Source organism: Nocardia sp. NPDC004568, assembly GCF_040609955.1.
Taxonomy (GTDB): domain Bacteria; phylum Actinomycetota; class Actinomycetes; order Mycobacteriales; family Mycobacteriaceae; genus Nocardia.
In genome coordinates, this window is sequence record NZ_JBEXLL010000089.1 from 1 (window position 1) to 24,281 (window position 24,281).

Below are 24,281 nucleotides of genomic sequence, written 5' to 3' on the forward strand. Positions count from 1 at the left end.
CCATCGGAATGTTGTAAGCAGCCGACCGACCATCGAACCGGTTCAAGAACCACATACGCTGCTGCGCCAACGACAACGGCACCCGCTCCGGCCGCTCCCGCGGCGCGAGCACCGGCAGATCACCCCGGCCGGTGGCCGTTTCGGCGGCAGCGGCGAGAGCGGCGACGGTGGACGCTTCGAAGAGCATCCGCACCGGGACGGTGGTGCCCAGGGCGGCCCCGAGACGGGCCGCGACCTGGGTCGCGATCAGCGAATTACCACCCAGCTCGAAGAAATCGTCATCTGCACCGACTCGCTCGATGCCCAGGATCTCGGCGAAGACACCCGCCACGATCTCCTCGATGGGAGTCGACGGGGCACGGAACTCACGGGCCTCGAACACCGGTTCCGGAAGTGCCTTGCGGTCCAGCTTGCCGACCGGGGTCAGCGGGATCTCGTCCAGCACCATCACAACCGACGGCACCATATGCGCCGGCAACCGCTCCGACACGAATTCGGTCACCGCGGCGGTGTCCACACTCCGCCCCGGCACCGCCAGCACGTACGACACCAGAATCGTCGCCCCGGCGCCGGTGTCGTGACCGACGGTTATCGCGAATTCCACGTCCGGATGCGCGCCCAGGGCCGTATCGATCTCGCCCAGTTCCACCCGGAAGCCGCGAATCTTGACCTGGAAGTCCGAACGGCCCACATAGTCCAGTTCCCAGTTCACCGCGGGCAACGCCTCGTTGCCGCCCCGCGCACCGGGCGTGGCGTACCAGCGCACCACATCACCGGTGCGATACATCCGCGAACCCTCGGAGCCGTACGGGTTGGCGACGAACCGATCCGCGGACAACCCCGGCCGGTTCAGATAGCCACGCGCCAAGCCACCGCCGGCCAGATACAACTCGCCCGCCACACCCGGCGGGACCGGCCGCAACCGCGCATCCAGCACCAATGCCGCCATACCGTGCACCGGGGCACCGATGGTGATGTGCTCACCGGCGGAAAGACGCGCATACGACGAGATGATCGTCGTCTCGGTGGGCCCGTACCCGTTGAAGTATTCGCGGCCCGGTTCCCACTTCGCCAGCAGTTCCGGGGTGGTCACATCGCCACCTACCGACACCACTTCCAGCGCGTCCAGACCCGCCGGATCCACGGTCCCCAGCACCGCCGGAGTGATCACCGCATGGGTCACCGACTCGGCGCGCAGGAGCTCGGCCAGTTCCGGGCCGCCGATGATCTCGCCCGGCACCACGACGAGCGTCGCACCCACGAACGCGGCGCACACCCATTCCAGCACCGACGGATCGAAACTCGGCGAACAGATGTGCAGGAACCGATGCCGCGATTCGAGACCGTACAGATCGGTCGCCACATCGACCAGGCCACCCAGACCGGTATGGGTCACTGTCACGCCCTTGGGCAGACCTGTCGACCCCGAGGTGTAGATGACATACGCCGGATGTGCCATCGCCAATGGCGCGATCCGATCCGCGTCGGTCACCGCAGCGTCCGATTCGGCGTCGATGCGCGCCTGCAGGTCCGGGTCGTCGAGCAGCAGCCACTGCACATCGCCGGGCAACCGGTCCACATGCTCGCTGCTGGTCAGACCCAGCACAGCACCGGAATCGGAGAGCATATGCCGCACCCGGTCGAGCGGGTACTTCGGATCCACCGGAAGATGCGCGCCACCGGCCTTGGCGACGGCCCAGAACGCCAGCACGATCTCATAAGAACGCGGCAGCGCCGACGCCACGATCCGCTCCGGGCCGACACCGCGCTCGATGAGGACTCGCGCCAACCGCGACGACTGCGCGTCCAATTCCCGATACGTCACGGACCGGCCGCGGTAACGCACCGCCACACCGTCCGGATTCACCCGCGCACCATGGGCGAGGATCTCCGGCAACAGCCCCGTTGCCATGACATCGTCACCGTGCACATGGGTCAACAGGCGCTGTTCGGAGCCGTCCAGGATCGGCAGGTCGCCGATCGGCGCCTCCGGGTCCCGCACGACCGCGGACAACAAGCGCAGGAACCGGCTGGCGAAGACACCTACCGTGTCCTCGTCGAACATGTCACGGGCATAGGAGAACGCCGCCGCCAGACCCGAATCGGATTCGGTGATGCGCAGCGAGAGATCGAATTTCGCCGGATCGATATCGAAATCGACGGCACCGACCCGCAGTCCGGGCAGTTCGAAATCGGCCGGCGGCAGATTCTCGAACGACAGCGCCACCTGGAACAACGGATGCCGAGCGGTCGAACGCTCGACATCGACCAGCTCCACCAGTCGCTCGAACGGAATATCGGCATGCGCGAACGCCTGCAGATCCGCCTCACGGGTCGCCGCCAGGAACTCGGCGAAACTCGCCTCACCCCGCACCTGCGACCGCAGCACCAGCGTATTGACGAACATCCCGACCACATCGTCGAGCTCGGCCTCACCACGGCCCGCGATCGGTGTACCCACCGCCACATCGTCGGTAGCCGACAACCGCGCCAGCAGCAACGCCAGCACCGCGTGCACCACCATGAACACCGTCGCGTTGTGCTCGGCAGCCAACCGCGACACCGCCCGATGCAACTCCGCATCGATCTCGAACGGCACGGTGCCGCCGACCACCGACCGCACCGTCGGACGCGGCCGGTCACCCGGCAGGTTCAACTCGTCCGGCAAACCGGCCAGCGTCTCGCGCCAATAAGCGGCCTGCGCACTGACCAGGCTCGCCGGATCGTCCTCGGCACCCAGGACTTCGCGCTGCCACAGGCTGTAATCGGCGTACTGCACCGCGGGCGGCGACCACACCGGAGCCGAACCGGCGGATCGCGCGGCATAAGCGGCTACCAGATCCCGGGTCAGCGGGCCTACCGACCAACCATCGGCACTGATGTGGTGCGTCACGAACACCAGCACGTGTTCGTCGCCGCCGGTGTGGAACAGCGCGACCCGCAACGGGACCTCGGCCGTCACATCGAACCCGGCCGACATCACCTCGATGGCGCGCGCCCGCAACTCCTCGGCGGGCACCGGAATCGCGGTCAGATCAGGCGCCACCTCCCCGGCGGGCAGCACCAGTTGGTACGGGAGCCCGTCCTGCGCCGGATAAACCGTCCGCAGCGTCTCGTGCCGGCTCACCACATCGGCGACCGCCTGCTCCAGAGCAGCGGTATCGAGGTCACCGGTCAGGCGGACGGCGACCGCGAGGTTGTAGGCGGCCGAATCCTTATCGAACTGGTTCAGGAACCACATCCGCTGCTGCGCCAGCGACAACGGCACCCGCTCCGGCCGCTCCCGCGGCGCGAGAACCGGAAGTTCCCCCCGCCCGGTGGCGGTCTCGGCGGCCGCGGCCAGCGCGGCCACCGTGGAGGCCTCGAACAGCATCCGCACCGGCACGGTCGTATCCAGCGCCGCACCCAGACGCGCCGCGACCTGGGTCGCGATCAGCGAATTACCGCCCAGAGCGAAGAAATCATCATCGGCACCGATGCGCTCCACACCGAGGACATCGGCGAACACACCCGCCACGATCTCCTCGATCGGAGTCGAGGGAGCACGGAACTCCCGCGCTTCGAACACGGGCGCGGGCAACGCCTTACGATCCAGTTTCCCGGAAGTGTTCAACGGGAACGCATCGAGTTCCATGACCACGGCCGGGATCATGTACACCGGGAGCACATCACGCAGATCGTCGAGCAAGGCAGCCGACACGATTTGCGCACCGGGCGCGGGCACCACATAGGCGACGAGCTGCTCACCCAGATCCGACGCCGCGACCGTCACCACGGCCTGGCTCACCACCGGCTGCGCCAGCAACGCCGACTCGATCTCACCCAACTCGATCCGCTGACCACGGAACTTCACCTGGAAATCGGTACGACCCAGGTACTCCAGCACCGGCAGACCGTCCACCTGCTGCCACCGCACCAGGTCGCCCGTCCGGTACATCCGCTCGGAGACAGCGAAGGGGTTCGCGACGAAACGGTCCGCCGACAGATCCGGACGCGTCACATACCCGCGAGCCAGCTGATCGCCCGCGAGATACAACTCACCCGTGACACCGGCAGGAACCGGCCGCAACCGCGAATCCAACACATACACGCGCGAATTCCACTGCGGCACACCGATCGGCACACTCCCGGTCTCCGCACCGGTGGCCTGCCAATACGTGATCGACACCGCCGCCTCGGTCGGACCATACAAATTGTGCACAGCAGCATCCGAGATCGCGTGCATCGCCGTCACCGTCTCCGGCGGCAGAGCTTCACCGATCACGAACACATGCTCGAGACTCCGGATCGAACCAGCAGGCGTATGGGCAGCGAACACACCGAGCATCGACGGCACGAAGTCGGTCACCGTGACCTGCTGCTCCGCGATCGTGCGCGCCAGGTATTCGGGATCGCGATGACCATCGGGAGTCGCCACCACCAGATGCGCACCGGCGGCCAACGGCAGGAAGTAACCCCACAACGACACGTCGAACGTGGTCGCGGTCTTCTGCAGATACACATCCGAGGAGTCCAGCGGGTATTCCGCCAGCATCCACGCGACCTGATTACCGATCGCCGAATGCGGAACCGCCACACCCTTCGGACGCCCGGTGGAACCGGATGTGAAGATCACATACGCCGTATTCGACGACCGCACCGGCGCCAACCGATCAGCGTCGGTTACTTCGGTATCGGCATACTCGGATACATCCAAGGCGTCCAACTCGAGCACCGGTACACCGGTGTTTTCCGGCACTGCCACCACATCAGCAGTGGAGGTCAGCACGCACAACGGCGACGAGGTATCGAGAATGTAGCCGATCCGCTCCGCCGGATGCGCAGGATCCAACGGCACGTAGGCGCCACCCGCGGCGACCACCGCGTACATCCCGACGACCAGATCGATCGACCGGGAAACCAGCAGACCCACCAACGTCTCGGGACCGACACCCTGAGCGATCAGATGCCGCGCGAGCCGGTTGACCCGACCGGCGAACTCGCCGTAGGACAGACTTGTCCCCTCGAACGAAATCGCTACTCGCTCCGGATGCGCGACAGCGGCGGCGTTGAACCGATCCAGCAGTAGCCCTTCCGGGAGCGCATGCCCGGTGGCATTCCACTCCGCCAGTACCTGGTCACGCTCGACCGCGGCGAGGATCTCCAGATCACCGACAGCGGTCTCCGGGGCCTCGACGATCTCGCGCAGCAACCGTACGAACCGGTCCACGAATTCCTGGACCGTGGCGTGGTCGAACAGGGCGCTGGCATAGGTCAGATAGCCCGCCAAACCCTCGGGCTCGCCGGTGAGGTCGTAGGAGTCGTTGACTATCAGGTTCAGGTCGAACTGCGAGATCGCGGTATCGATATCGACACCCGACACCGTCAGGCCCGGCAGTTCCAGAGTCGACTCCGCCAGATTCTGGAAGGTGAACCCGACCTGGAACAGCGGATGCCGCGCCTGCGAACGCGCCGGATTCAGCACCTCCACCAAACGCTCGAACGGCACATCCGCATGCGCGAACGCCGCGATATCCACCTCACGCTGACGCGCCAGCAGATCCGTGAACGACTCACCACGATCCAGCTGCGTCCGGAACACCAAAGTGTTCACGAACATACCGATCAGATCATCCAGCGCCTGCTCACCACGACCCGCCACCGGCGTACCGATGGTGATGTCATCGACACCCGACAGACGCGACAGCAACACCGCCAACGCCGAATGCACAACCATGAACAAGGTCGCGTTCTGCTGCTGCGCGACCCGCTGCAAACCCGCATGGACCTCGGCATCGATCGCGACCTCGACCCGGCCACCGGCGAACGACTGCACCGCAGGACGCGGCCGATCCGACGGCAGATCCAACTGATCCGGAATACCCGCCAGCGTCGACTGCCAATACCCGACCTGCTGCGCCGCGATCGACTCCGGATCGGCTTCGTCACCCAGCAACTCACGCTGCCAGATGCTGTAATCCGCGTACTGCACCGGCAACGGCGCCCAACCCGGCACCTCACCCACGGAACGAGCCGCGTAGGCGGTCATCAGGTCCCGGGTCAGCGGCCCCGCCGAGGAGCCGTCGGCCGCGATATGGTGCACCACCATCGCCAGCACGAATTCGCCGGCGCCACCGGATACTTCGTCGGTATCGCCCGCGTCCCGCACACGCAGCAGCTCGACCCGCAACGGCACCTCGGCCGTCACATCGAACCCGGCCGACGCCAACTCGCCCACCGCCGCCACAACATCCGCGGCGGCGACCGAACGCACCTCCAGTCGAGGTGCCGCGTCCCCGGTCGGCAACACCACCTGGACCGGGCCGGACTCGGTTTCCGGATACACCGTGCGCAGCACCTCGTGCCGCGCAACGAGATCCGACACCGCGGCCCGCATCGCGTCCACATTCAGCTCACCGGACAAGCGGATCGCGAGTGGAATGTTGTACGCCGCCGAACCGCCGTCGAAGCGGTTCAGGAACCACATGCGCTGCTGCGCCGGCGACAGCGGTACCGCGCTCACGACCTCGCCCGAGTCCGCGACCCGGGTCGGCCGCGGCTGCGGCACCAATTCCGCACGGTCGCCGCTTCCGGCCTGCTGTTCTACCCGCCTCGCCAGACCGGCCACCGTGGAGTCTTCGAACAGCGCGCGCACCGGCACCCGCGCACCGAGAGCCTTACCCAGTCGCGCCGCGGCCTGGGTCGCGATCAGCGAGTTGCCGCCGAGGGTGAAGAAATCGGCGTCGGCGCCGACCCGCTCGACACCCAGAACCTCGGCGAACACCCCCGCCACCAGTTCTTCGGCCGGGGTCGACGGTGCCCGGAATTCCTGCGCCTCGAACACCGGCTCCGGCAACGCCCGGCGATCCAGCTTGCCCGACGCGTTCAACGGGAGCTCGTTCAGCACCATCAACGCCGACGGCACCATGTAGGCCGGCAAGCGATCGTTCAGATGGCGACGCAGTTCGTCGGTGTCGACGGCCGCCGCCTGCGCGGCAACCACGTAACCCACCAGCCGGTCACCGGTCTGCGGATCCGACTTCGCGGTCACCACCGCGCGCGCCACCGACTCGTGCTCGAGCAACGCGGACTCGATCTCTCCCAGCTCGATACGCTGACCGCGCACCTTCACCTGGAAATCCGACCGGCCCACGTACACCAGTTCGCCGGTGGCGGTCCAGCGCACCACATCGCCGGTGCGATACATCCGCTCGCCGGTGCCGAAGGGGTCGGCCACGAACCGGTCGGCGCTCAGGTCCGCCCGGCCCGCATACCCTCGCGCCAGCTGCGTACCCGACAGATACAGCTCACCCGTCACCTCCGGGGGGACCGGGCGCAGGCGCGAGTCCAGCACATAGACGCGCGCGTTCCACACCGGTCCACCGATCGGTACCGCACCCACCACGCCGTCGGGAACGACAGCGTGCGTGGCATGCACCGTGAACTCGGTGGGACCGTACAGGTTGTACAGCGCCACATCACTGACTCGCCGCACCGCGGCCACCACATCACCGGTGAACGCCTCACCGGCCACGAACAGCAACCGCAACGACGACAGCGTATGCGGATCGGCCGTGACGCTCTCGGCGAACACCGACAGCATGGACGGCACGAACGACGTCGCCGTCACCCGCTGCTCGGCGATGACCGCGGCCAGATAGGCCGGATCACGATGACCGTCGGCCTCCGCCACGACCATCCGCGCGCCCACGGTCAACGGCGCGAACAACTCCCACACCGACACATCGAAGGTCGCCGGGGTCTTGAACAACACCACATCTTCGCGGGTGAACTCGTACTGACCGACGATCCACGCGATCTGGTTGCGCACCGCCGCATGCGACACCACCACACCCTTCGGACGTCCGGTCGAACCGGACGTGAAGATCACATAGGCGGCATTGCCCGGCCGCAGCGGCGCACGCCGATCCGCGTCCGACAGTGACGTATCCGCATACCCGGACAGATCGACCTCGTCGACCACGACGACCGGACGTGCGGCGGCGTCGAAGCCGTCCTCGCCGCGTGTCAGTACACAAACCGGTGCGGCGGTATCGAGCACATAGTCGATCCGCTCCGCCGGATGATCCAGATCCAGCGGCACATACGCACCGCCCGCGGCGACGACCGCGTGGACGGCCACCACCAATTCGGCCGACCGGCGCATCCCGATCGCCACCCGCGTCTCCGGGCCCACCCCGGCCTCGATCAGATGGCGTGCCAGCCGATTGACCCGGCCGGTGAACTCGGCATAGGTCAGCGTCCGGCCCTCGGCGGCGACGGCGATCGCGTCGGGCGTACGCGCCGCCTGCTCGGCGAGCAGATCGGGCAGGGCGACACCGGGTACCGCCCGCACCGAATCGTTCCACTCCACCAGGGTCCGAGTGCGTTCGGCCGCGGTGGGCAGGTCCAGCTCCCACACCGCCGTATCGGTTCCAGCGGCGACGAAACGGTCGAAGAAGTCCAGGAAACGCGTGTGGTGCCTATCCGCCTCGGCGGTCGTGTAGAGATTGGGATTGAACTCGAAGTCGAGATTCAGCCGGGTGCCGCGCATCGACTGGTAGAGGTTGACACTGAGATCGTTGATGATGCCGGTGGTCAGCACCTGCAGGGTACCGACCGTTTCGCCGAGGACGATCTCGTCGTCGAACAGCATGATGTTGACCAGCGGACCGAAGGTTGTCGTGCTCGCACCCGCGTCGCGGCGGATATCCTCGCTCCGATAGCGCTGGTGGCGCAGCGCCCCGGCCACCTCCAGCTGGACCTGCCGCAGCAGCTCCGCCACCGTGGTGCCGTATCCTACGCGCAGCCGCAGCGGCACGATATTCGACATCACGCCGGCCGAGCGGCGCATGGCCGCCGTGACCCGCGCGGTGACGGGCAGGCTCAGGATCACCTCGTCGGTGCCGTTGACCTGAGCCAGGTAGGCGGCGAAGGCGGCCAGCAGCTCCTGGGCCGAGGTGGAATCACGCCGGGCCAGGGCCGCGTCCAGCGCGGCCTGCCGGTCATCGGTGAACGCCGCGCGCCGCACTCCCTTGCGTGCGGCCGGTGGCGCCGTCCGGCCGGCGAGACCGTTACCCGCTTCGAGTCCCGTCACGCGTTCGGCCCAGTACTCCTTGTCCGCCTCGAACCGGGTACTACCGCGATAGGCGATTTCCTGCTCGTACAGAGTGCCCAGCGTTGCGGCCTTGGCCGGCGCCGGCTCGGTTCCGTTGCGATATGCCGTATAGAGCTCGGCGACCCGGTTCACCGCGGTCATCGCGCCGAGACCGTCGATCGCGATGTGGTGGACGCGCGAGTACCAATACCAGTGTTCGTCGCCCAGCTGCAGGGCGTAGAAGACGGCCAGCCGGTCCCGGGTCAGGTCCAGGGGACGGCTGTACTCGGTGTGCATCCATTCCTGGGCAGCGGCAGCCGGATCGTCGGCCTCGCGCAGATCGACATAGCCGACCCGCTCGTGGTCGGCGATCGAATAGTCCACCCACTGCAGCGGCTCGCCGTCGCGTTCGACGATGCGCAGGAAGGAGGAACGTATCTCGAAGGAGGCGGCGACGACGGCCCGGCTCAGGGTGTCGACATCGAGTTCACCGCGCAACTCGGCGTACTGCGCGATATTGATCGGAACCTGCGGGTCCAGGTACTGCGCATACCAGATGCCCAGCTGCGCGGGCGACAGGGGGAACAGGCTCCCGTCCGTGGCAGCTGCGCCACTGTCCGTACCGTTCCCGCCGTTGTCCAGCCGGTCCAACCGTAACCTCGCTTCCGGAACGCACGCGTGCGCTTCCCGTCAACACCCGGATTGCGACGCGCACCGCCGACAGCGCGGCAACCGCGGTTCCAGGCCCACTTCTTGTTTGCTCAGGCAGAAATGTCCATCGGAGTTATCCGTTTGTGAAGCCGGAGCCGTTACATCGGGTGCCCCGTACCACCCGGCACACCCGGTGCCCCATGCCACTGTGCCATCGCACCCGGGCGTCGACTCCTGACCACCGACCCAATCTACCGAAGCACAGCCGTGTCACCAACCGGGTTCGACGACGGTGCCACCGGTCAGCGTGCGGTTTCCGCGGTTCCCCCGGCGCTGCGGCCGCCCCGCCCTCATCCGCCCAGGTGGCTGCGGTCACGCAGCGGGTCGTAGAGGTGCGATTGCCCACAATCGATCCCGGTCTCCAGCGCCCGGCCGACCAGGATCACCGCCGCCCGGGACAACCCCGCCGCCTCGACCCGATCCGCGATATCGGCCAATGTGCCGCGCACCACGATCTGATCCGGTTGACTCGCGCGGTAGACAACCGCGGCCGGGCAGTCCGGGCCGTAGTCCGCGACGAGTTCCAGCGCGAGTTGCCGGAGCCGGGTGATCGCCAGGTGCAGCACCAGTGTGGCCCGCGTGCGCGCGAACCCCGCCAGTGCCTCGGTCTCCGGCATCGCCGTCGACCGCGCCCGCGTCCGGGTGAGCACCACCGACTGCGCGACCTCGGGGACGGTCAGCTCCGTACCCAGCAGCGCCGCCGCGGCGGCGTAGGCGGGCACGCCCGGGGTGATATCCCACGGCACGCCCGCGGCATCGAGCCGGCGCGTCTGCTCGGTCAGGGCGGAGTAGAGAGACGGATCACCCGAGCACAACCGCCCCACCGCGTGCCCCGAGGCTGTGGCACGCACCATATGCGCCGTGATCTCGTCCAGGTCGAGCCGCTGGGTATCGATCAGTTCGGTGGCCGGCGCGCAGTGAGCGAGCACCTCGGGATCCAGATATGAGCCCGGGTACAGGCAGACCTGACACCGTCGCAGCAACTCCACCGCGCGCACGGTCAGCAGATCCGCGGCGCCGGGCCCGGCTCCGATGAAGTGCACAGTCATGCGTGGGAGTGTAGGCACCGGCCGCCGCGTACCCGGCCCGCACCGCCCGGCGGATCGATCGCGACCACCTGTGCGCCGGATCTCCACCGTCTCGACGCGGCGCCGATCCACACTTCGCGCCGCCCAGCGTCCGGGTAAACCGCGGCCCCGAGGGCGTAGCCGACCGGGATGCGGGCGAGCCGCGGCCGGTACGACCGCCCGGTCAGCCCCCCACGGCGTCGAAGAAAGCAATGACCTTGGTCGGCTGCACCCGGACCAGCAGTTCGCCCCGGACACCGTTGCGACGACCGAACTCGTCGGCGCGGGCCGTGCCCATATAGCGCCCACCGATCGCGGTCGCCGACCGCAGTAACTCGGCCGGATCCTCGGACAGGGTGACCGTGCCCTGGATCTGCACAGCCGCGTAGGGCGGCTCCTCGAGGTCCACCACCATGGCGACCCGGGGGTCGCGCTGCAACGCCTTCCCCTTGGCGGTCTCCTTGCCGGTGTTGAAGACGATCTCGTCACCGTCGAGCAGGAACCACACCGGCGTCACCAGCGGCCGCCCATCGCTCGCGGTGAACGCCACTTTGGCGGTTCGGGTTCCGTAACTCAGGAATTCACGCACCTTGGGGTCGGAAAGTGAGGCCATACGGATAAGCCTAGGGCGGCCCGGGCCGATTACCTCGCCTACGGCCCCGCGGGTCGGAACCCATATGCCCCGGGTCTCCCTACTCCACCGCTCTGTCGGGCCGGAACGGACCATCGAAGGCGTGTGCAATCGTGCGCCTCGGCCGGCCCGGGCGGGCTACCGGCCGCGCCGGGCAGGCGCCGATCTCCGGACGGCCGCACGGCACCGATGTCACACCCGGCCGGCCCGTGTCGTCGACACAGTGTTCGCCGGGGTCGCACCGGCAGGAGAGAAGAGGTTCGCCATGGACGCCGCCTATTACATCGTCGCCACGCTGACCGCCCTGTGGGTCGGGTTCTCGGGCTACTCGCTGTTCGCGAAGAAGCAGTTCGTAGTCGAATCGCTCGAACAGTACGGTGTGCCGCGGTCGTGGTGGAATTGGCTGGCGCTGGCCAAGAGCGCCGGGGCCCTGGGCCTGCTCGCCGGATTCGCCGTACCCGTACTGGGCGGCGCGGCGGCCGTCGGACTGATCATCTACTTCCTCGGCGCGATCGCGACCGCGCTACGGGCACGCTCGTACCAGACCGCTGTGTTCCCGCTGCTCTACCTGGCCCCGGTCGTCGCCACGCTCGTCCTGCAACTGGCCCGTTGAGACGACCCGCGGTGACTGCGCCCGCCGCACGGCCGCGGCGGGGTGCGGGCCACGGGTTCGGCGCACAACCGGCCCGGACGAGACCACCGCCGGGCCGCGCCACCGAGCCGGGGCGGCTGCACAACGGACCGTGAAGTGATCGACTTTCGCAGACATGCCGACCATGGTGAAAGGTTCACCCTGCGTCAGGGTCAACTGCCGCCGCACCCATGCAGGGTGGCGCTACCGTCCAGCGGGGTCCGGCCGGGTAGCGCCCGATCAGGCGACCTCAGCGAACTCGCAGGCCAAAGGCATGCTTGGGCTACCATGGCACCATGTCGCGGCCGGATGTAGAGCGCCCCGAACTCCCGGAGCACATGACCTGGGAAGAGCTCGAGACCCTACCCGAGGAGATCGCCGAGCGCATCGAACTCTGGAACGGGCGAGTGGTGTGGTTGCGACGCGGCCCCCATGAGCACCAAGAATTCACCAATCTGCTCTGAAGCGGACTGCGGCGATGTGCACGCACGGCGATGTCGGCCGACCCTGAGCAATGCTGGCGAGTGAGCACCAAGCCCAATGTGTTTTTCGGCCGGACCGGTATGTCGGACTTCGTCACCCCGGACTTCATGGTCTATCAGTGCGTGAGCGAGCCGTACCAGTATGTGCGATCCGATAAGGTCGTACTGGTGGGCGAAGTATTGTCGCCGTCGAACTCGGATGCCGACATGGAATCGAAGAAGGCCCGCTATGCGACAGCCGGGATTCCTTGGTACCGGGCGGTGACCCTGGCGACCCAGCGCAGCGCGATCGCTCATATCCACGCCTACACCCTCGTACCCGACGTACGTCCTCCCGAGCCCGGCATCACCGTGCTGCATCGCGCCAACTACATCTTGGCGGGCGCTTGGTCGCCGACCGATACGGGGTCGATCACGATCGACCACCCATTCCCGATCACTATCCCCTGGTCCGAACTGGAATTCTGATCGCACTCCGGCCCGTGACGAGCCCGGTACGGGATCGCTGTGTCCGACCAGGTCCCGCTCTTCCTCTGGAACGGTCGCGGCACTGTCGGCTCGCCGCGTGACCGGCGAGCCACAATGGAAGGGTGACGCGACTTCTCATCTTGGGCGGTTCCTGGTTTCTCGGCCGCGAGATCGCCGGACGAGCGGTGGCACAAGGGCGGGAAGTGACCACCTTCCGACGTGGCCGTACCGGAACCGATGTCGAGGGGGTGGCCAGTGTGCGCGGTGACCGCACACATCCTGATGACGGTGACCCCGGACCGTCGACTCACGGGTTCGGCAAGGCCGGCTGCGAGCGAGCCGTCGCCGAAACCTTCGGACCGGGGCGTACCACGATCCTGCGCCCCGGTGTCATCCTCGGCCGCCACAGATCGGCCGCGTAGCGATGCTCGAGTTCAGGCGAACAGTTCGTCGAGGGTGGTGGCGGTCAGCACCCGAGCCGTCCAGACGCGGACCCGGGCGGCGTCGGCCGAGCGGATACGGTCGGCCACCGCATCAGGCACCGGCCCGAATTTCGCAGTCAGCAACTCGAGTAGCGCCTCGGCACGGCCACGTGCTTCGCCGCGTGCTTCGCCGCGTGCTTCACCGCGTGCTTCGATGATTTCTGCTGTGGTCACTATCGCCTCCTTCGCTCGTGGGCCGAGCCGTTCGAAGACCGCCGCGAGGTCGGCCTCGGCGGTCTCACCGACCGTCATGATGTAGGTCAGGACTGTCAGGTAATCGCCGAGTGAATCCGGGCCGGTGTCGAGGGCGCGGAGGTCTTCGAGCCAGTCCAGCATATCGTCTCCCAGCCGACCGTTTCTCGGTGCGATGCGCTGCAGAACCAGGAGGACCCTGGCCGCGGGGGTGAGGTCGCGTTCACGCAGGGCGGCGAGGTCGAGCACGGCGATATCGTCGAGCAGGAACCGCAGCCGTGGGAGGTGAGGACCGAGGGCCTCGCGGGCGGCAGGGTCGACATCGAGCAGGTCGGCGAGTTCGGTGGGGTGCGCCGGCGACCAGCGGATGCCATCGGCGGCGTTGTGCACGACCAACGGGATGATCACGGGCAGAGTTTTGGATTTTTCGTTGTCGATGAGGTGCTGGCGCCAGATGGCGACCATGTATTCGAGCATGCGGAAGGCCATGAACCGGTCGCTGCTGGATTGGTGTTCCATCAGCAGATACACGTAGACGGGATTCCCGTCGAGCCGGGTGCGGAACAGCAGGTCGCTGAAGCGGTTGCGTAGGTCGGAATGCACGAAGCTGCCCGGCTGCAACTGTAGAGCGGTCCAGTCCAGGCGCGTGCTGATCGCTTCCGGTAGCGCGGCGCGGAGTTCGGAGGCGGCATTGGTGGGTCGGGACATCACTTTGCGGAAATACGCGTCATGCGGGTTGGACCGCTGCTCGGTCATGCGGCGACTCTATGACCAGTGGTCAGCAGGCGGCCAATCGGACAAAAGCGGCTGGCACACGAGCTCGGTCTTCAGCACGGATCACTCAATCCGGTGCGGGACCGGTGAGTGCGGCGAGGGCCATCGAGCGCAGTACGGCGCGGCTGCGGTCCCGGGCCGGGGCGGCACTGTGCGGGGTGGAGTTGAGCAGGCCGAACACCGCATGGGCCTGTATCCGGGCGGCCTCCTCGGTGAGGCCGGGCGTCATCTCGCACAGCACCCCGACCCACACCTCCACATAGCGGCGCTGGGTGCGCCGGATCTCGCGGCGGGCGGGTAACGGCACATTGTCGAGGTCGCGGTCCTGGATGCGAATGAGTTCGGGTTCGCCGAGGGCGAAGTCGAGGTGGAATTCCACCAGTCCGGCCAGCGCCTGCCGGGGTCCCTCCGCGGCGGCGGCGACGGCGCTGCCACCGTCCAGCAACCGGCGGCTGATCCCTACCAGCAGTTCGACGAGCAGCGCCTCTTTGTTGGGGAAGTGCCGGTACACCGCGGGACCGCTGATCCCGACCGCCGCGCCGAGATCATCCAGGCGCATACCGAGGTATCCGCGTTCGGCGATGAGCCGCGCCCCGGCGACGAGCAGCTGACCGCGCCGCTGCTGTTTCAGCAGTTCGCGCCGGGTCGGGGTGGCAGAATCGGCACTGGTCACCGGCACTCCTCTCATAAGCTCTGGACAAGTCGGTTAGTCAAGATTAACCTCAATTCCAGTTATCAGCGATTAACTCGGATGTCAGGATGACGCGATGACCCGCACCGCGAGCCCAGCGCCCGCAACCCGGCCCGGCTCCGACAACCGGAGCGCGAACCTCGCCCTGGCCGACCAGTTACGCCGGCGCCTCGCCGAGACCGCCCGCGGTGGTCCGGAGAAGGCCCGGCAGCGTCATATCGCCCGCGGCAAACTCCTGCCCCGCGACCGGGTGGACCAGCTACTGGATCCCGGCAGCCCGTTCCTGGAGTTGTCCCCGCTGGCCGCCGACGGGATGTACGGCGGCGACTCCCCGGGGGCGGGCATCATCACCGGGATCGGGCGGGTCTCCGGCCGGGAATGTGTGATCGTGGCCAACGACGCCACGGTCAAGGGCGGCACCTACTACCCGGTCACCGTGAAGAAACATCTACGCGCCCAGGAAGTGGCGCTGCACAACAACCTGCCGTGTGTGTACCTGGTGGACTCCGGGGGCGCCTACCTGCCCGAACAGGACGAGGTGTTCCCCGACCGGGAACATTTCGGTCGTATCTTCTACAACCAGGCCACCCTGAGCGCCCGGGGTATAGCCCAGATCGCCGCGGTCATGGGGTCGTGCACCGCGGGCGGCGCCTACGTGCCGGCCATGAGCGACGAAGCGGTGATCGTGCGCGACCAGGGCACGATCTTCCTGGGCGGCCCGCCCCTGGTGAAGGCGGCCACGGGTGAAGTGGTGACCGCGGAGGAACTGGGCGGCGGCGCCCTGCATTCCCGGACGTCCGGGGTCACCGATCATCTGGCCGACGACGACCGCGACGCCTTGCGCACGGTCCGCCGGATCGTGGCGACCCTGGGCCCGCGCCCGGCCCCGGCCTGGGAGGTGCAGCCCGCCCGCGAACCCGCCGCTCCCGCCGACGAGCTCTACGACATCGTGCCCGCGGATCTGCGCACCCCCTACGACGTCCGCGAGGTGATCGCCCGCCTCGTCGACGCCGACGAATCCGGCGCCGCCGGATTCCACGAGTTCAAGGCCGAATACGGCACCACCCTGGTCACCGGTTTCGCCCATATCCACGGCCATCCGGTGGGCATCGTGGCCAACAACGGCGTGCTGTTCAGCGAATCCGCCATGAAGGGCGCGCATTTCATCGAACTCTGCGACAAACGCGCGATCCCGCTGCTGTTCCTGCAGAACATCACCGGTTTCATGGTCGGCCGCGACTACGAGGCCGGGGGTATCGCCAAACACGGCGCGAAGATGGTGACCGCCGTGGCGTGCGCGCGGGTCCCCAAACTGACCGTCGTGATCGGTGGGTCCTACGGGGCCGGGAACTACTCGATGTGCGGGCGGGCCTACTCGCCGCGTTTCCTGTGGATGTGGCCCAACGCCCGGATCTCGGTGATGGGTGGCGAGCAGGCGGCGTCGGTGCTGGCCACGGTGCGCGGTGAGCAACTCGACGGTAACGGGCAGCCGTGGAGCGAAGCCGACCGGGAGGCGTTCAAGGAACCGATCCGCCGCCAGTACGAAGAGCAGGGCAATCCCTATTACTCGACGGCCCGGCTCTGGGACGACGGCGTCATCGACCCCGCCGATACCCGCACGGTCCTCGGACTGGCGCTCTCGGTGTGCGCGCAGGCGCCGCTGGAACCGGTCTCCTACGGCGTCTTCCGGATGTGAGCACCATGCTGAATTCGAATCACCCCCTGCCCTTCGACACCGTGCTGGTGGCCAACCGCGGCGAGATCGCGGTGCGCGTCATCCGGACACTGCGGACCATGGGCCTGCGCTCGGTCGCGGTGTACAGCGACGCCGACGCCCACGCCGCGCATGTCCGGGCCGCGGATATCGCGGTCCGGCTCGGTCCGGCCGCGGCCCGGGACAGCTATCTGAACATCGACCGCATCGTCGACGCCGCCCGCCGCACCGGTGCCGGTGCGGTCCATCCCGGTTATGGATTCCTCTCCGAGAACGCCGGTTTCGCCGCCGCGCTGCACGCCGCCGGAATCGTCTTCCTGGGCCCGCCCGCCGCCGCGATCGAGATCATGGGCGACAAGATCACCGCGAAGACCACGGTCGCCGCGTCCGGTGTCCCGGTGGTGCCCGGGATCGCCGAACCCGGCCTGACCGACGAGCAACTCGTCGCGGCCGCCGCCGATATCGGTTTCCCGGTGCTGGTCAAACCGTCCGCGGGCGGTGGCGGTAAGGGTATGCGCCGCGTCGACGAGCCCGCCGCGCTGCCCGGCGCACTGGTCAGTGCCCGGCGGGAGGCCGCGGCGGCGTTCGGTGACGACACCCTGTTCCTGGAACGTTTCGTCACCCGGCCCCGCCATATCGAGGTGCAGATCGTGGCCGACACCCACGGCACCGTGCTGCATCTCGGCGAACGCGAATGCAGCCTGCAACGCCGCCACCAGAAGGTGATCGAGGAAGCACCCTCGCCCCTGCTCGACCCCGCCACCCGCGCCCGGATCGGCGCCGCCGCCTGCGCCACCGCGCGCAGTGTCGACTATGTGGGCGCGGGCACGGTGGAGTTCATCGTCTCCGCCGACCGGCCCGACGAATTCTTCTTCATGGAGATGAACACCCGCCTGCAGGTGGAACATCCGGTCACCGAGATGATCACCGGCTTCGACCTGGTGGAATGCCAGGTCCGGATCGCGGCGGGGCAGCGGATCCGGCTGCGACAGGACGACATCCGGTTGCACGGCCATGCTGTCGAGGCCCGGGTGTACGCCGAGGATCCGGCCCGCGATTTCCTGCCCACCGGCGGCACCGTGCTGGATCTGGCGGAACCCGGCGGCCCGGGGGTCCGGGTCGATTCCGGGCTCGCGGTCGGCACGGTGGTGGGCAGCGACTACGACCCGATGCTCGCCAAGGTCGTCGCGCACGGTCCCGACCGGGAGTCGGCGCTGGCCACGCTGGACCGTGCCCTCGCCGAGACGGTGCTGCTCGGGGTCCGGACGAATATCGACTTCCTGCGGTTCCTGTTGGCCGACCCGGATGTGGCGGCGGGCCGGCTGGACACCGCGCTGCTGGACCGGCGGGCCGGTGACTTCCGTGCGCCGCCGGTCACCGACGATGTTTTCACGGCCGCGGCCGTGTACCGGTGGCTGCGCCGCTGGCCGACGGGCCCCGCGGATCCGTGGGACCGTCCCGACGGCTGGCGGCTCGGGGCACCGGCGCCGATACGGATCCGGCTGGCGGACGGCGAACGAGTGGTGCACGTCGACCTCACCGGCACCCCGGAGTCCGCCGAGGTGCGGATCGAAGACGGTGAACCCGCGAAGGCCGCTGCCGCGCTCGGCCGAGACGGTGCCGCCGGCCTGCCCGCCGGGACCGTGGTCCACACGGTGACCCTCACGCTCGACGGGATACGCCGCGACTACCGGGTGGCGGAATCCGACGGGGCGATCTGGGTCGCCGGGGCGTCCGGGCCGGCCCTGCTGCGGGAACTCGCCGAGGAATCGGTGCGCGCCGGCGACGCCGCCGCGCACGACGCGGAGATCCGCAGTCCCATGCCGGGAACGGTGCTCGCCGTGACGGCGGAAACCGGGAAACCGGTGGCCGCCGGTGACCCGATCCTGGTGATCGAGGCCATGAAGATGGAGCATTCGCTGACCGCGCCGCTGGCCGGCACCGTCGAGATACTCGTCGCGGCGGGCGCGCCGGTGCGGTTGGACGAAGTGCTCGCGCGGGTGCATCCGGAACCCGCGCCCCCGGCCGGCGAACCGGCCGATACCGCAGCCGAACCCGCCGCGAGTTGATCCGGCCCGGGTCCCGGCGAATCCACCCCGAGAACGAGAAGAGGCACAGGTGACCGATTTCCTGTCCACCGGCACGCTGCCCGAGCACTACCGCGACCTGGCACTGACCGTCCGGGATTTCGCGAACCAGGTGGTCGCCCCCGTGGCGGCGACACACGATGCCGAGCACAGTTTCCCGTACGAAGTCGTCGCCGGGATGGCGAAGATGGGCCTGTTCGGCCTGCCTTTCCCCGAGGAGTACGGCGGGATGGGCGGTGACTATTTCGCCCTCTGTCTGGCCCTCGAGGAACTCGGCAAGATCGACCAGAGCGTGGCCATCACCCTGGAGGCCGGGGTCTCGCTCGGCGCCATGCCGATCTACCGCTTCGGCGACGAGAAACAGAAGCAGGAGTGGCTGCCGCGGCTGGCGAGCGGCCAGAATCTCGGCGCGTTCGGGCTCACCGAGCCGGGCGCCGGCAGCGACGCCGGCGGCACCCGCACCACCGCGGTCGAAGACGGCGACAGCTGGGTGATCAACGGCAGCAAACAGTTCATCACCAACTCCGGCACCGATATCACCGCCCTGGTGACGGTGACGGCGGTGACCGGACAGACCGGGGGCAAGAAGGAGATCTCCACCATCCTGGTGCCCGCGGACACTCCCGGGTTCACCGCCGAACCCGCCTACAACAAGGTCGGTTGGAACGCCTCGGACACCCATCCGCTCACCTTCGACGATGTCCGGGTCCCCAGGGAGAACCTGCTCGGCGAACGCGGTCGCGGCTACGCCAACTTCCTGCGCATCCTCGACGAGGGCCGGATCGCCATCGCCGCACTGTCGGTCGGGGCGGCGCAGGGTTGTGTGGACGAATGTGTGCGTTACGCCGGGGAGCGGGAAGCGTTCGGGAAGACGATCGGGAGCAACCAGGCGATCGCGTTCAAGATCGCCCGGATGGAGGCGCGCGCCCATACCGCGCGCACCTGCTACTACGACGCCGCCGCGCTCATGCTGTCCGGGAAACCGTTCAAGAAGCAGGCTTCCATCGCGAAACTGGTGGCCAGCGAGGCCGCCATGGACAACGCGCGCGACGCCACCCAGATCTTCGGCGGCTACGGATTCATGAACGAATACCCGGTGGCCCGGCACTACCGGGACAGCAAGATCCTCGAAATCGGTGAGGGCACCACGGAAGTACAACTCATGCTGATCGGACGGGAGCTCGGCCTGTGAGCGGCGAGAAGATCACCAAGGACGTCGACCACGACATCTCCGGCCTGAAACGAGTGGTGCAGACCGGTCTGTGGTTCGAGGAGTTGGAGACCGGAGTGCTCTACGAGCACCGTCCCGGCCGCACCATGACCGAAACCGACAATGTCCTGTTCAGCACCCTCACAATGAACACCCAGGGCCTGCACATCGACAAAGCCTTCAGCGATGCCCAGGAGCCGTTCCACGAGCGGCTGGTGAATTCCCTGTTCACGCTGGGCACCATGATCGGGCAGGCGGTGGCGCATCTGACCCAGGGCACCACGGTCGCCAACCTCGGCTTCGAGGAGGTCGAGTTCCCGGCACCGCTGTTCCACGGCGACACCGTGTACACCGAGACCGTCGTGCTCGACAAACGGGAATCGAAGAGCCGGCCGGGTCAGGGCGTGGTCACCTTCCGCCATGTCGCCCGTAATCAGCACGGCACCGTGGTCGGGGTGGCCGTACGCAACGCGCTGATCCGGTTGCGCCCGTCGGAAGAGCGGCCGTGAGCGGCGACGACAACACCTCGAGGGGGTACCGGCAGTGACCGATCGGTACAGCGCGGGCGCCACCTGGCAATCCACGGGCCCGGCATGGCTGTTCTGCCCCGCGGATCGCCCCGAGCGCTACCGCAAAGCCGCCGACGCCGCCGATGTGGTGATCCTGGACCTGGAGGACGGTGTCGCCCCCGCCGACAAACCCGCCGCCCGCGTCGCCCTCGTGCAGACTCCGCTCGACCCGGCGACCACCGTGGTCCGAGTGAATCCGGCCGGCACCCCCGACCACGAACTCGACCTGGAAGCCCTGCGGCGCACCGGATACCGGCTGGTCATGCTGCCGAAAACCGAATCCGCCCACCAGGTGACCGGTCTCGGCGACTACCAGGTCTTCGCCCTGATCGAATCCCCGCTGGGCGCGCTGGCCGTCCAGGAGATCGCCGCCGCGCCCAACACCCGCGGCGTGATGTGCGGCGTGGAAGACCTGGTAGCCGCCATGGGCGGTACCGGCACCCGCCGCGCCGACGGCAGCTACCGCGATGTGGCGCGACACCTACGCAGCGCCGGGCTGCTGGCCGCCAAGGCCCATCGGCGGCTGGCTCTGGACATGGTGTACCTGAACATCCGCGACCTCGACGGCCTGCGCGCCGAGGCGGAGGACGCGGTGGCGGTGGGCTTCGATATCAAGGTCGCCATCCATCCCGCCCAGCTCCCGGTCATCCGCGCCGCCTACGCCCCGTCGCCCGAAGAACTCGACTGGGCCCGTGGCGTATTGGCCGCCGCCCCGAACCATCGCGGAGTCTTCGCCTACGAAGGCAGAATGGTGGACGCGCCCCTGCTCCGTCATGCCGAACAACTCCTTCGACGCAGCCCGGAATGAAACCCAGTCCCTCTCCGGGGAGTCGGCGTTCACGGTCGGGGCCCGCCCCCGATTCTGGAGCGACAGAGCGAAGGAGCGCAGCGACTGAGCGTGTGCAGCCGACAATCCAGAGACCGCTGACCCTCGAGCACTTACAGTGACGTGAACCTCCCCACGCCGGTCGAGGCGCACGACCGTACGCACCTTCCGTCTACTCCGGACGGTCTACCTCCACGGTCGGGGCCCGCCCCCGATTCTGGAGCGACAGAGCGAAGGAGCGCAGCGACTGAGCGGCGGAGTGAAGAATCGGGGTCACAGGGCCCCGACCCGCGGCGCCGGAGGCGCCGCCATCAACACAGAAGGGTTTTCGCCGGTGGAACCTCAGTGGGTACCGACCGAACGGGATATCGCCGACGCGCGGATTACCGATTTCGCCCGCTTCGTCGCCGCGCGTTCCGGTGCGGAACTGCCCGACTACCACGCACTGTGGCGCTGGTCGGTGGACAATCTGGCCGAGTTCTGGCTGGCGGTATGGGAGTATTTCGGGCTCGGAACCGTCGCCGGTGAGGTGCTGCCCTGTCCGGAGATGCCCGGGACGCGCTGGTTTCCCGGGACCACCCTGAACTATGTGGATCGGGTGATCGCGCAGGCGCGGACCGATCGGCCGGCCATCCTGCAGGTCACCGAGGACAGCGCCGGCGTCGTGGCGACATCGTGGGCGGATCTGCTGGCCGGCGTGGCCGCCTTCGCCCGGACCCTGCGCGGGCTCGGTGTCCGGCCCGGCGACCGGGTGGTCGGCTATCTGCCGAATATCACCGAGACGGTGGTGGCGTTCCTGGGCACCGCCGCCGTGGGCGCGGTGTGGAGCGCGTGCGGGCAGGACTATTCGGCCAAGGCGGCACTGGATCGGCTGGGCCAGTTGGAGCCCGTGGTTTTGGTGACCGCGGACGGGTACCGCTACGGCGGGAAGACCCATGACAAGAGCGCGGATATCGCCGCGCTGCGCGCCGGTCTGGATACCGTGCGCACCACCGTGGTGGTGTCGCGGCTGGGTGTCGAGATCCCGGACAGCACACCGTGGTCGGCCGCGGCCGATCCGTCCGGCGGTGCACCGCTTCCGGAAACCGACACCGTCGATTTCGCGCATCCGCTGTGGATAGTGTTCTCCTCCGGCACCACCGGATTGCCCAAGGGGATCGTGCACGGTCACGGCGGAGTGCTGGTCGAACACCTCAAAGCCGTTGCCCTGCAATCGGATATCGGGCCCGAGGACACCTTCTTCTGGTACACCAGCCCGAGCTGGATGATGTGGAACTTCCAGGTCGCCGGGCTGCTCGCCGGGGCGACCATCGTCTGCTACGACGGCAGCCCGGCCCATCCCCGGCCGGATACGCTCTGGGAGATCACCGCGCGCACCGGCACCACCGTGCTGGGCACCAGTCCCGGTTACGTGCTCGGCTGTATGAAGGCGGGTTCGGTACCACGGACCGATCACGATCTGTCCGCCCTGCGGCTGATCGGTATCACCGGTTCTTCCCTGCCGCCGGCGTCGGCGCTGTGGCTGCGTGACAACGCCGGGAACATCCCGGTGGCCTCGATCAGCGGCGGCACCGATGTCGTCTCGGCGTTCGCCGGCGGGGCGCCCACCGTGCCGGTCTGGCCGGGTGAACTCTCGGCGCCCTATCTGGGGGTCGCTCTCGACGCCTACGACGAGGTCGGGCAGTCGATCCGCGGGGAGGTGGGCGAGCTGGTGATCACCGCCCCCATGCCGTCCATGCCGATCCGTTTCTGGCGCGACCCCGACGGCGCCCGCTACCACGACGCCTATTTCGACGCCTACCCCGGCGTGTGGCGGCACGGTGATTGGATCACCCGCACCGGCCGCGGCAGTGTGGTCGTGCACGGCCGGTCCGACTCGACCCTCAACCGGCACGGTATCCGGATGGGTAGCGCTGATATCTACCAGGCGGTCGAGCGGCTCCCCGAGGTAGCCGAAGCGCTGGTCATCGGGGCGGAACAACCCGACGGCGGGTATTGGATGCCGCTGTTCGTGGTCCTGGCTCCCGGCGCCGAACTCACCGACGCACTGCGCGGCCGCATCAACGAGGTGATCCGCACCGAGGTCTCGCCGCGCCACGTCCCCGACGAGATCCTGCTCGCCCCGGCGGTCCCGCACACCAGGACCGGCAAGAAACTCGAGGTCCCCATCAAACGCCTGTTCCAGGGCGCCGACCCGGCGCGCGTGGTGGAGCGCAGCGCCGTCGACGACCCCGCCCTGCTCGACTGGTACTCCGGAATCCGCCCACCGGCCCAGCGACGACCGGCCGACGCGGAAGGGTCCGGCACACCGTAGAGCCGAACGGACGCGCTTCGTATCCGAACCCGGGTACTTGCGGGGTCGGCGCCGACTCCACCACGTCGCCGAGGGCAGTGCGGATGACGGGTAGCAGCTCGGCCCGGACGTTGCCGTGGGTCCGGCCGAGGGCAGTGCGGACGGCGACGCAATGTCCGGTCTCGGCTTCGTACCCCACGGCATTGCCCGAGTCGCCGACACAAGTCGACACCTCGACCGGCCCGGTCGGAGGCGCGAATGCCTCCGGTTCCGTGCGTCCCGGCTAGACGAGTAAGTCCAAACCCTGGTCAATGGTCGTAGGCGATCAGTGACCGGGTGACCGGTGCGCCGATCGTGTGGTTGTGCCAGATCGCGGC

15 protein-coding genes are annotated in these 24,281 nt (G+C 68.1%); 10 read left to right on the forward strand and 5 right to left on the reverse strand.

Features of this window, described 5'->3' with window-relative positions:
* The 3 genes from ABZV91_RS28410 to ABZV91_RS28420 all read right to left on the reverse strand — a co-directional run.
* Positions 1-9,727, reverse strand: a 9,727-nt coding sequence (locus tag ABZV91_RS28410; protein WP_355248097.1) for an amino acid adenylation domain-containing protein, incomplete at its 3' end; no start/stop codon positions are given.
* 350 nt (positions 9,728-10,077) lie between these two features.
* Positions 10,078-10,836, reverse strand: coding sequence for a precorrin-4 C(11)-methyltransferase (gene cobM / locus ABZV91_RS28415; RefSeq protein ID WP_355248100.1), 759 nt, complete (start codon positions 10,834-10,836; stop codon positions 10,078-10,080).
* Positions 10,837-11,038: 202 nt separating this feature from the next.
* On the reverse strand, positions 11,039-11,467 hold the full coding sequence (locus ABZV91_RS28420) for a PPOX class F420-dependent oxidoreductase (protein ID WP_355248102.1): 429 nt from the start codon (positions 11,465-11,467) through the stop codon (positions 11,039-11,041).
* A 283-nt stretch (positions 11,468-11,750) separates the two neighbouring features.
* On the opposite strand from ABZV91_RS28420, the gene ABZV91_RS28425 reads away from it, so the two are divergent.
* The 4 genes from ABZV91_RS28425 to ABZV91_RS28440 all read left to right on the forward strand — a co-directional run bounded on the left by ABZV91_RS28425 (position 11,751) and on the right by ABZV91_RS28440 (position 13,488).
* A complete protein-coding gene (locus ABZV91_RS28425; protein ID WP_355248105.1) occupies positions 11,751-12,098 on the forward strand; it encodes a DoxX family protein in 348 nt (115 codons plus the stop codon).
* 314 nt (positions 12,099-12,412) lie between these two features.
* Positions 12,413-12,580 (forward strand): hypothetical protein, encoded by a 168-nt coding sequence (locus ABZV91_RS28430; protein WP_355248107.1) that lies wholly within the window; start codon positions 12,413-12,415, stop codon positions 12,578-12,580.
* 60 nt (positions 12,581-12,640) lie between these two features.
* Positions 12,641-13,066: a Uma2 family endonuclease gene (locus tag ABZV91_RS28435; protein ID WP_355248110.1), complete on the forward strand. Its 426-nt coding sequence runs from the start codon at positions 12,641-12,643 to the stop codon at positions 13,064-13,066.
* Between the two features lie 122 nt (positions 13,067-13,188).
* Positions 13,189-13,488 (forward strand): hypothetical protein, encoded by a 300-nt coding sequence (locus tag ABZV91_RS28440; RefSeq protein WP_355248113.1) that lies wholly within the window; start codon positions 13,189-13,191, stop codon positions 13,486-13,488.
* A 12-nt stretch (positions 13,489-13,500) separates the two neighbouring features.
* Here ABZV91_RS28440 and ABZV91_RS28445 read toward each other — a convergent pair whose 3' ends face one another.
* Positions 13,501-14,496, reverse strand: a complete 996-nt coding sequence (locus tag ABZV91_RS28445; RefSeq protein ID WP_355248116.1) for an Rpn family recombination-promoting nuclease/putative transposase — start codon at positions 14,494-14,496, stop codon at positions 13,501-13,503.
* A gap of 85 nt (positions 14,497-14,581) precedes the next feature.
* Complete coding sequence (locus ABZV91_RS28450) at positions 14,582-15,187, reverse strand: TetR/AcrR family transcriptional regulator (RefSeq protein WP_355248119.1); 606 nt, start codon at positions 15,185-15,187, stop codon at positions 14,582-14,584.
* A 94-nt stretch (positions 15,188-15,281) separates the two neighbouring features.
* On the opposite strand from ABZV91_RS28450, the gene ABZV91_RS28455 reads away from it, so the two are divergent.
* The 6 genes from ABZV91_RS28455 to ABZV91_RS28480 all read left to right on the forward strand — a co-directional run bounded on the left by ABZV91_RS28455 (position 15,282) and on the right by ABZV91_RS28480 (position 23,925).
* On the forward strand, positions 15,282-16,901 hold the full coding sequence (locus ABZV91_RS28455) for a carboxyl transferase domain-containing protein (protein WP_355248122.1): 1,620 nt from the start codon (positions 15,282-15,284) through the stop codon (positions 16,899-16,901).
* 5 nt (positions 16,902-16,906) lie between these two features.
* Positions 16,907-18,988: a biotin carboxylase N-terminal domain-containing protein gene (locus ABZV91_RS28460; RefSeq protein ID WP_355248125.1), complete on the forward strand. Its 2,082-nt coding sequence runs from the start codon at positions 16,907-16,909 to the stop codon at positions 18,986-18,988.
* 49 nt (positions 18,989-19,037) lie between these two features.
* Entirely contained in the window at positions 19,038-20,198 is a 1,161-nt protein-coding gene (locus tag ABZV91_RS28465; protein ID WP_355248128.1) for an acyl-CoA dehydrogenase family protein, read from the forward strand.
* Between the two features lie 35 nt (positions 20,199-20,233).
* The gene (locus tag ABZV91_RS28470) at positions 20,234-20,725 is read left to right on the forward strand and encodes a MaoC family dehydratase (RefSeq protein WP_355248136.1); all 492 of its coding nucleotides are present in this window, start codon (positions 20,234-20,236) and stop codon (positions 20,723-20,725) included.
* Positions 20,726-20,759: 34 nt separating this feature from the next.
* Entirely contained in the window at positions 20,760-21,593 is an 834-nt protein-coding gene (locus ABZV91_RS28475; RefSeq protein WP_355248131.1) for a CoA ester lyase, read from the forward strand.
* Between the two features lie 352 nt (positions 21,594-21,945).
* Positions 21,946-23,925, forward strand: a complete 1,980-nt coding sequence (locus ABZV91_RS28480; RefSeq protein ID WP_355248134.1) for an acetoacetate--CoA ligase — start codon at positions 21,946-21,948, stop codon at positions 23,923-23,925.
* The last annotated feature ends 356 nt before the right edge of the window (positions 23,926-24,281 follow it).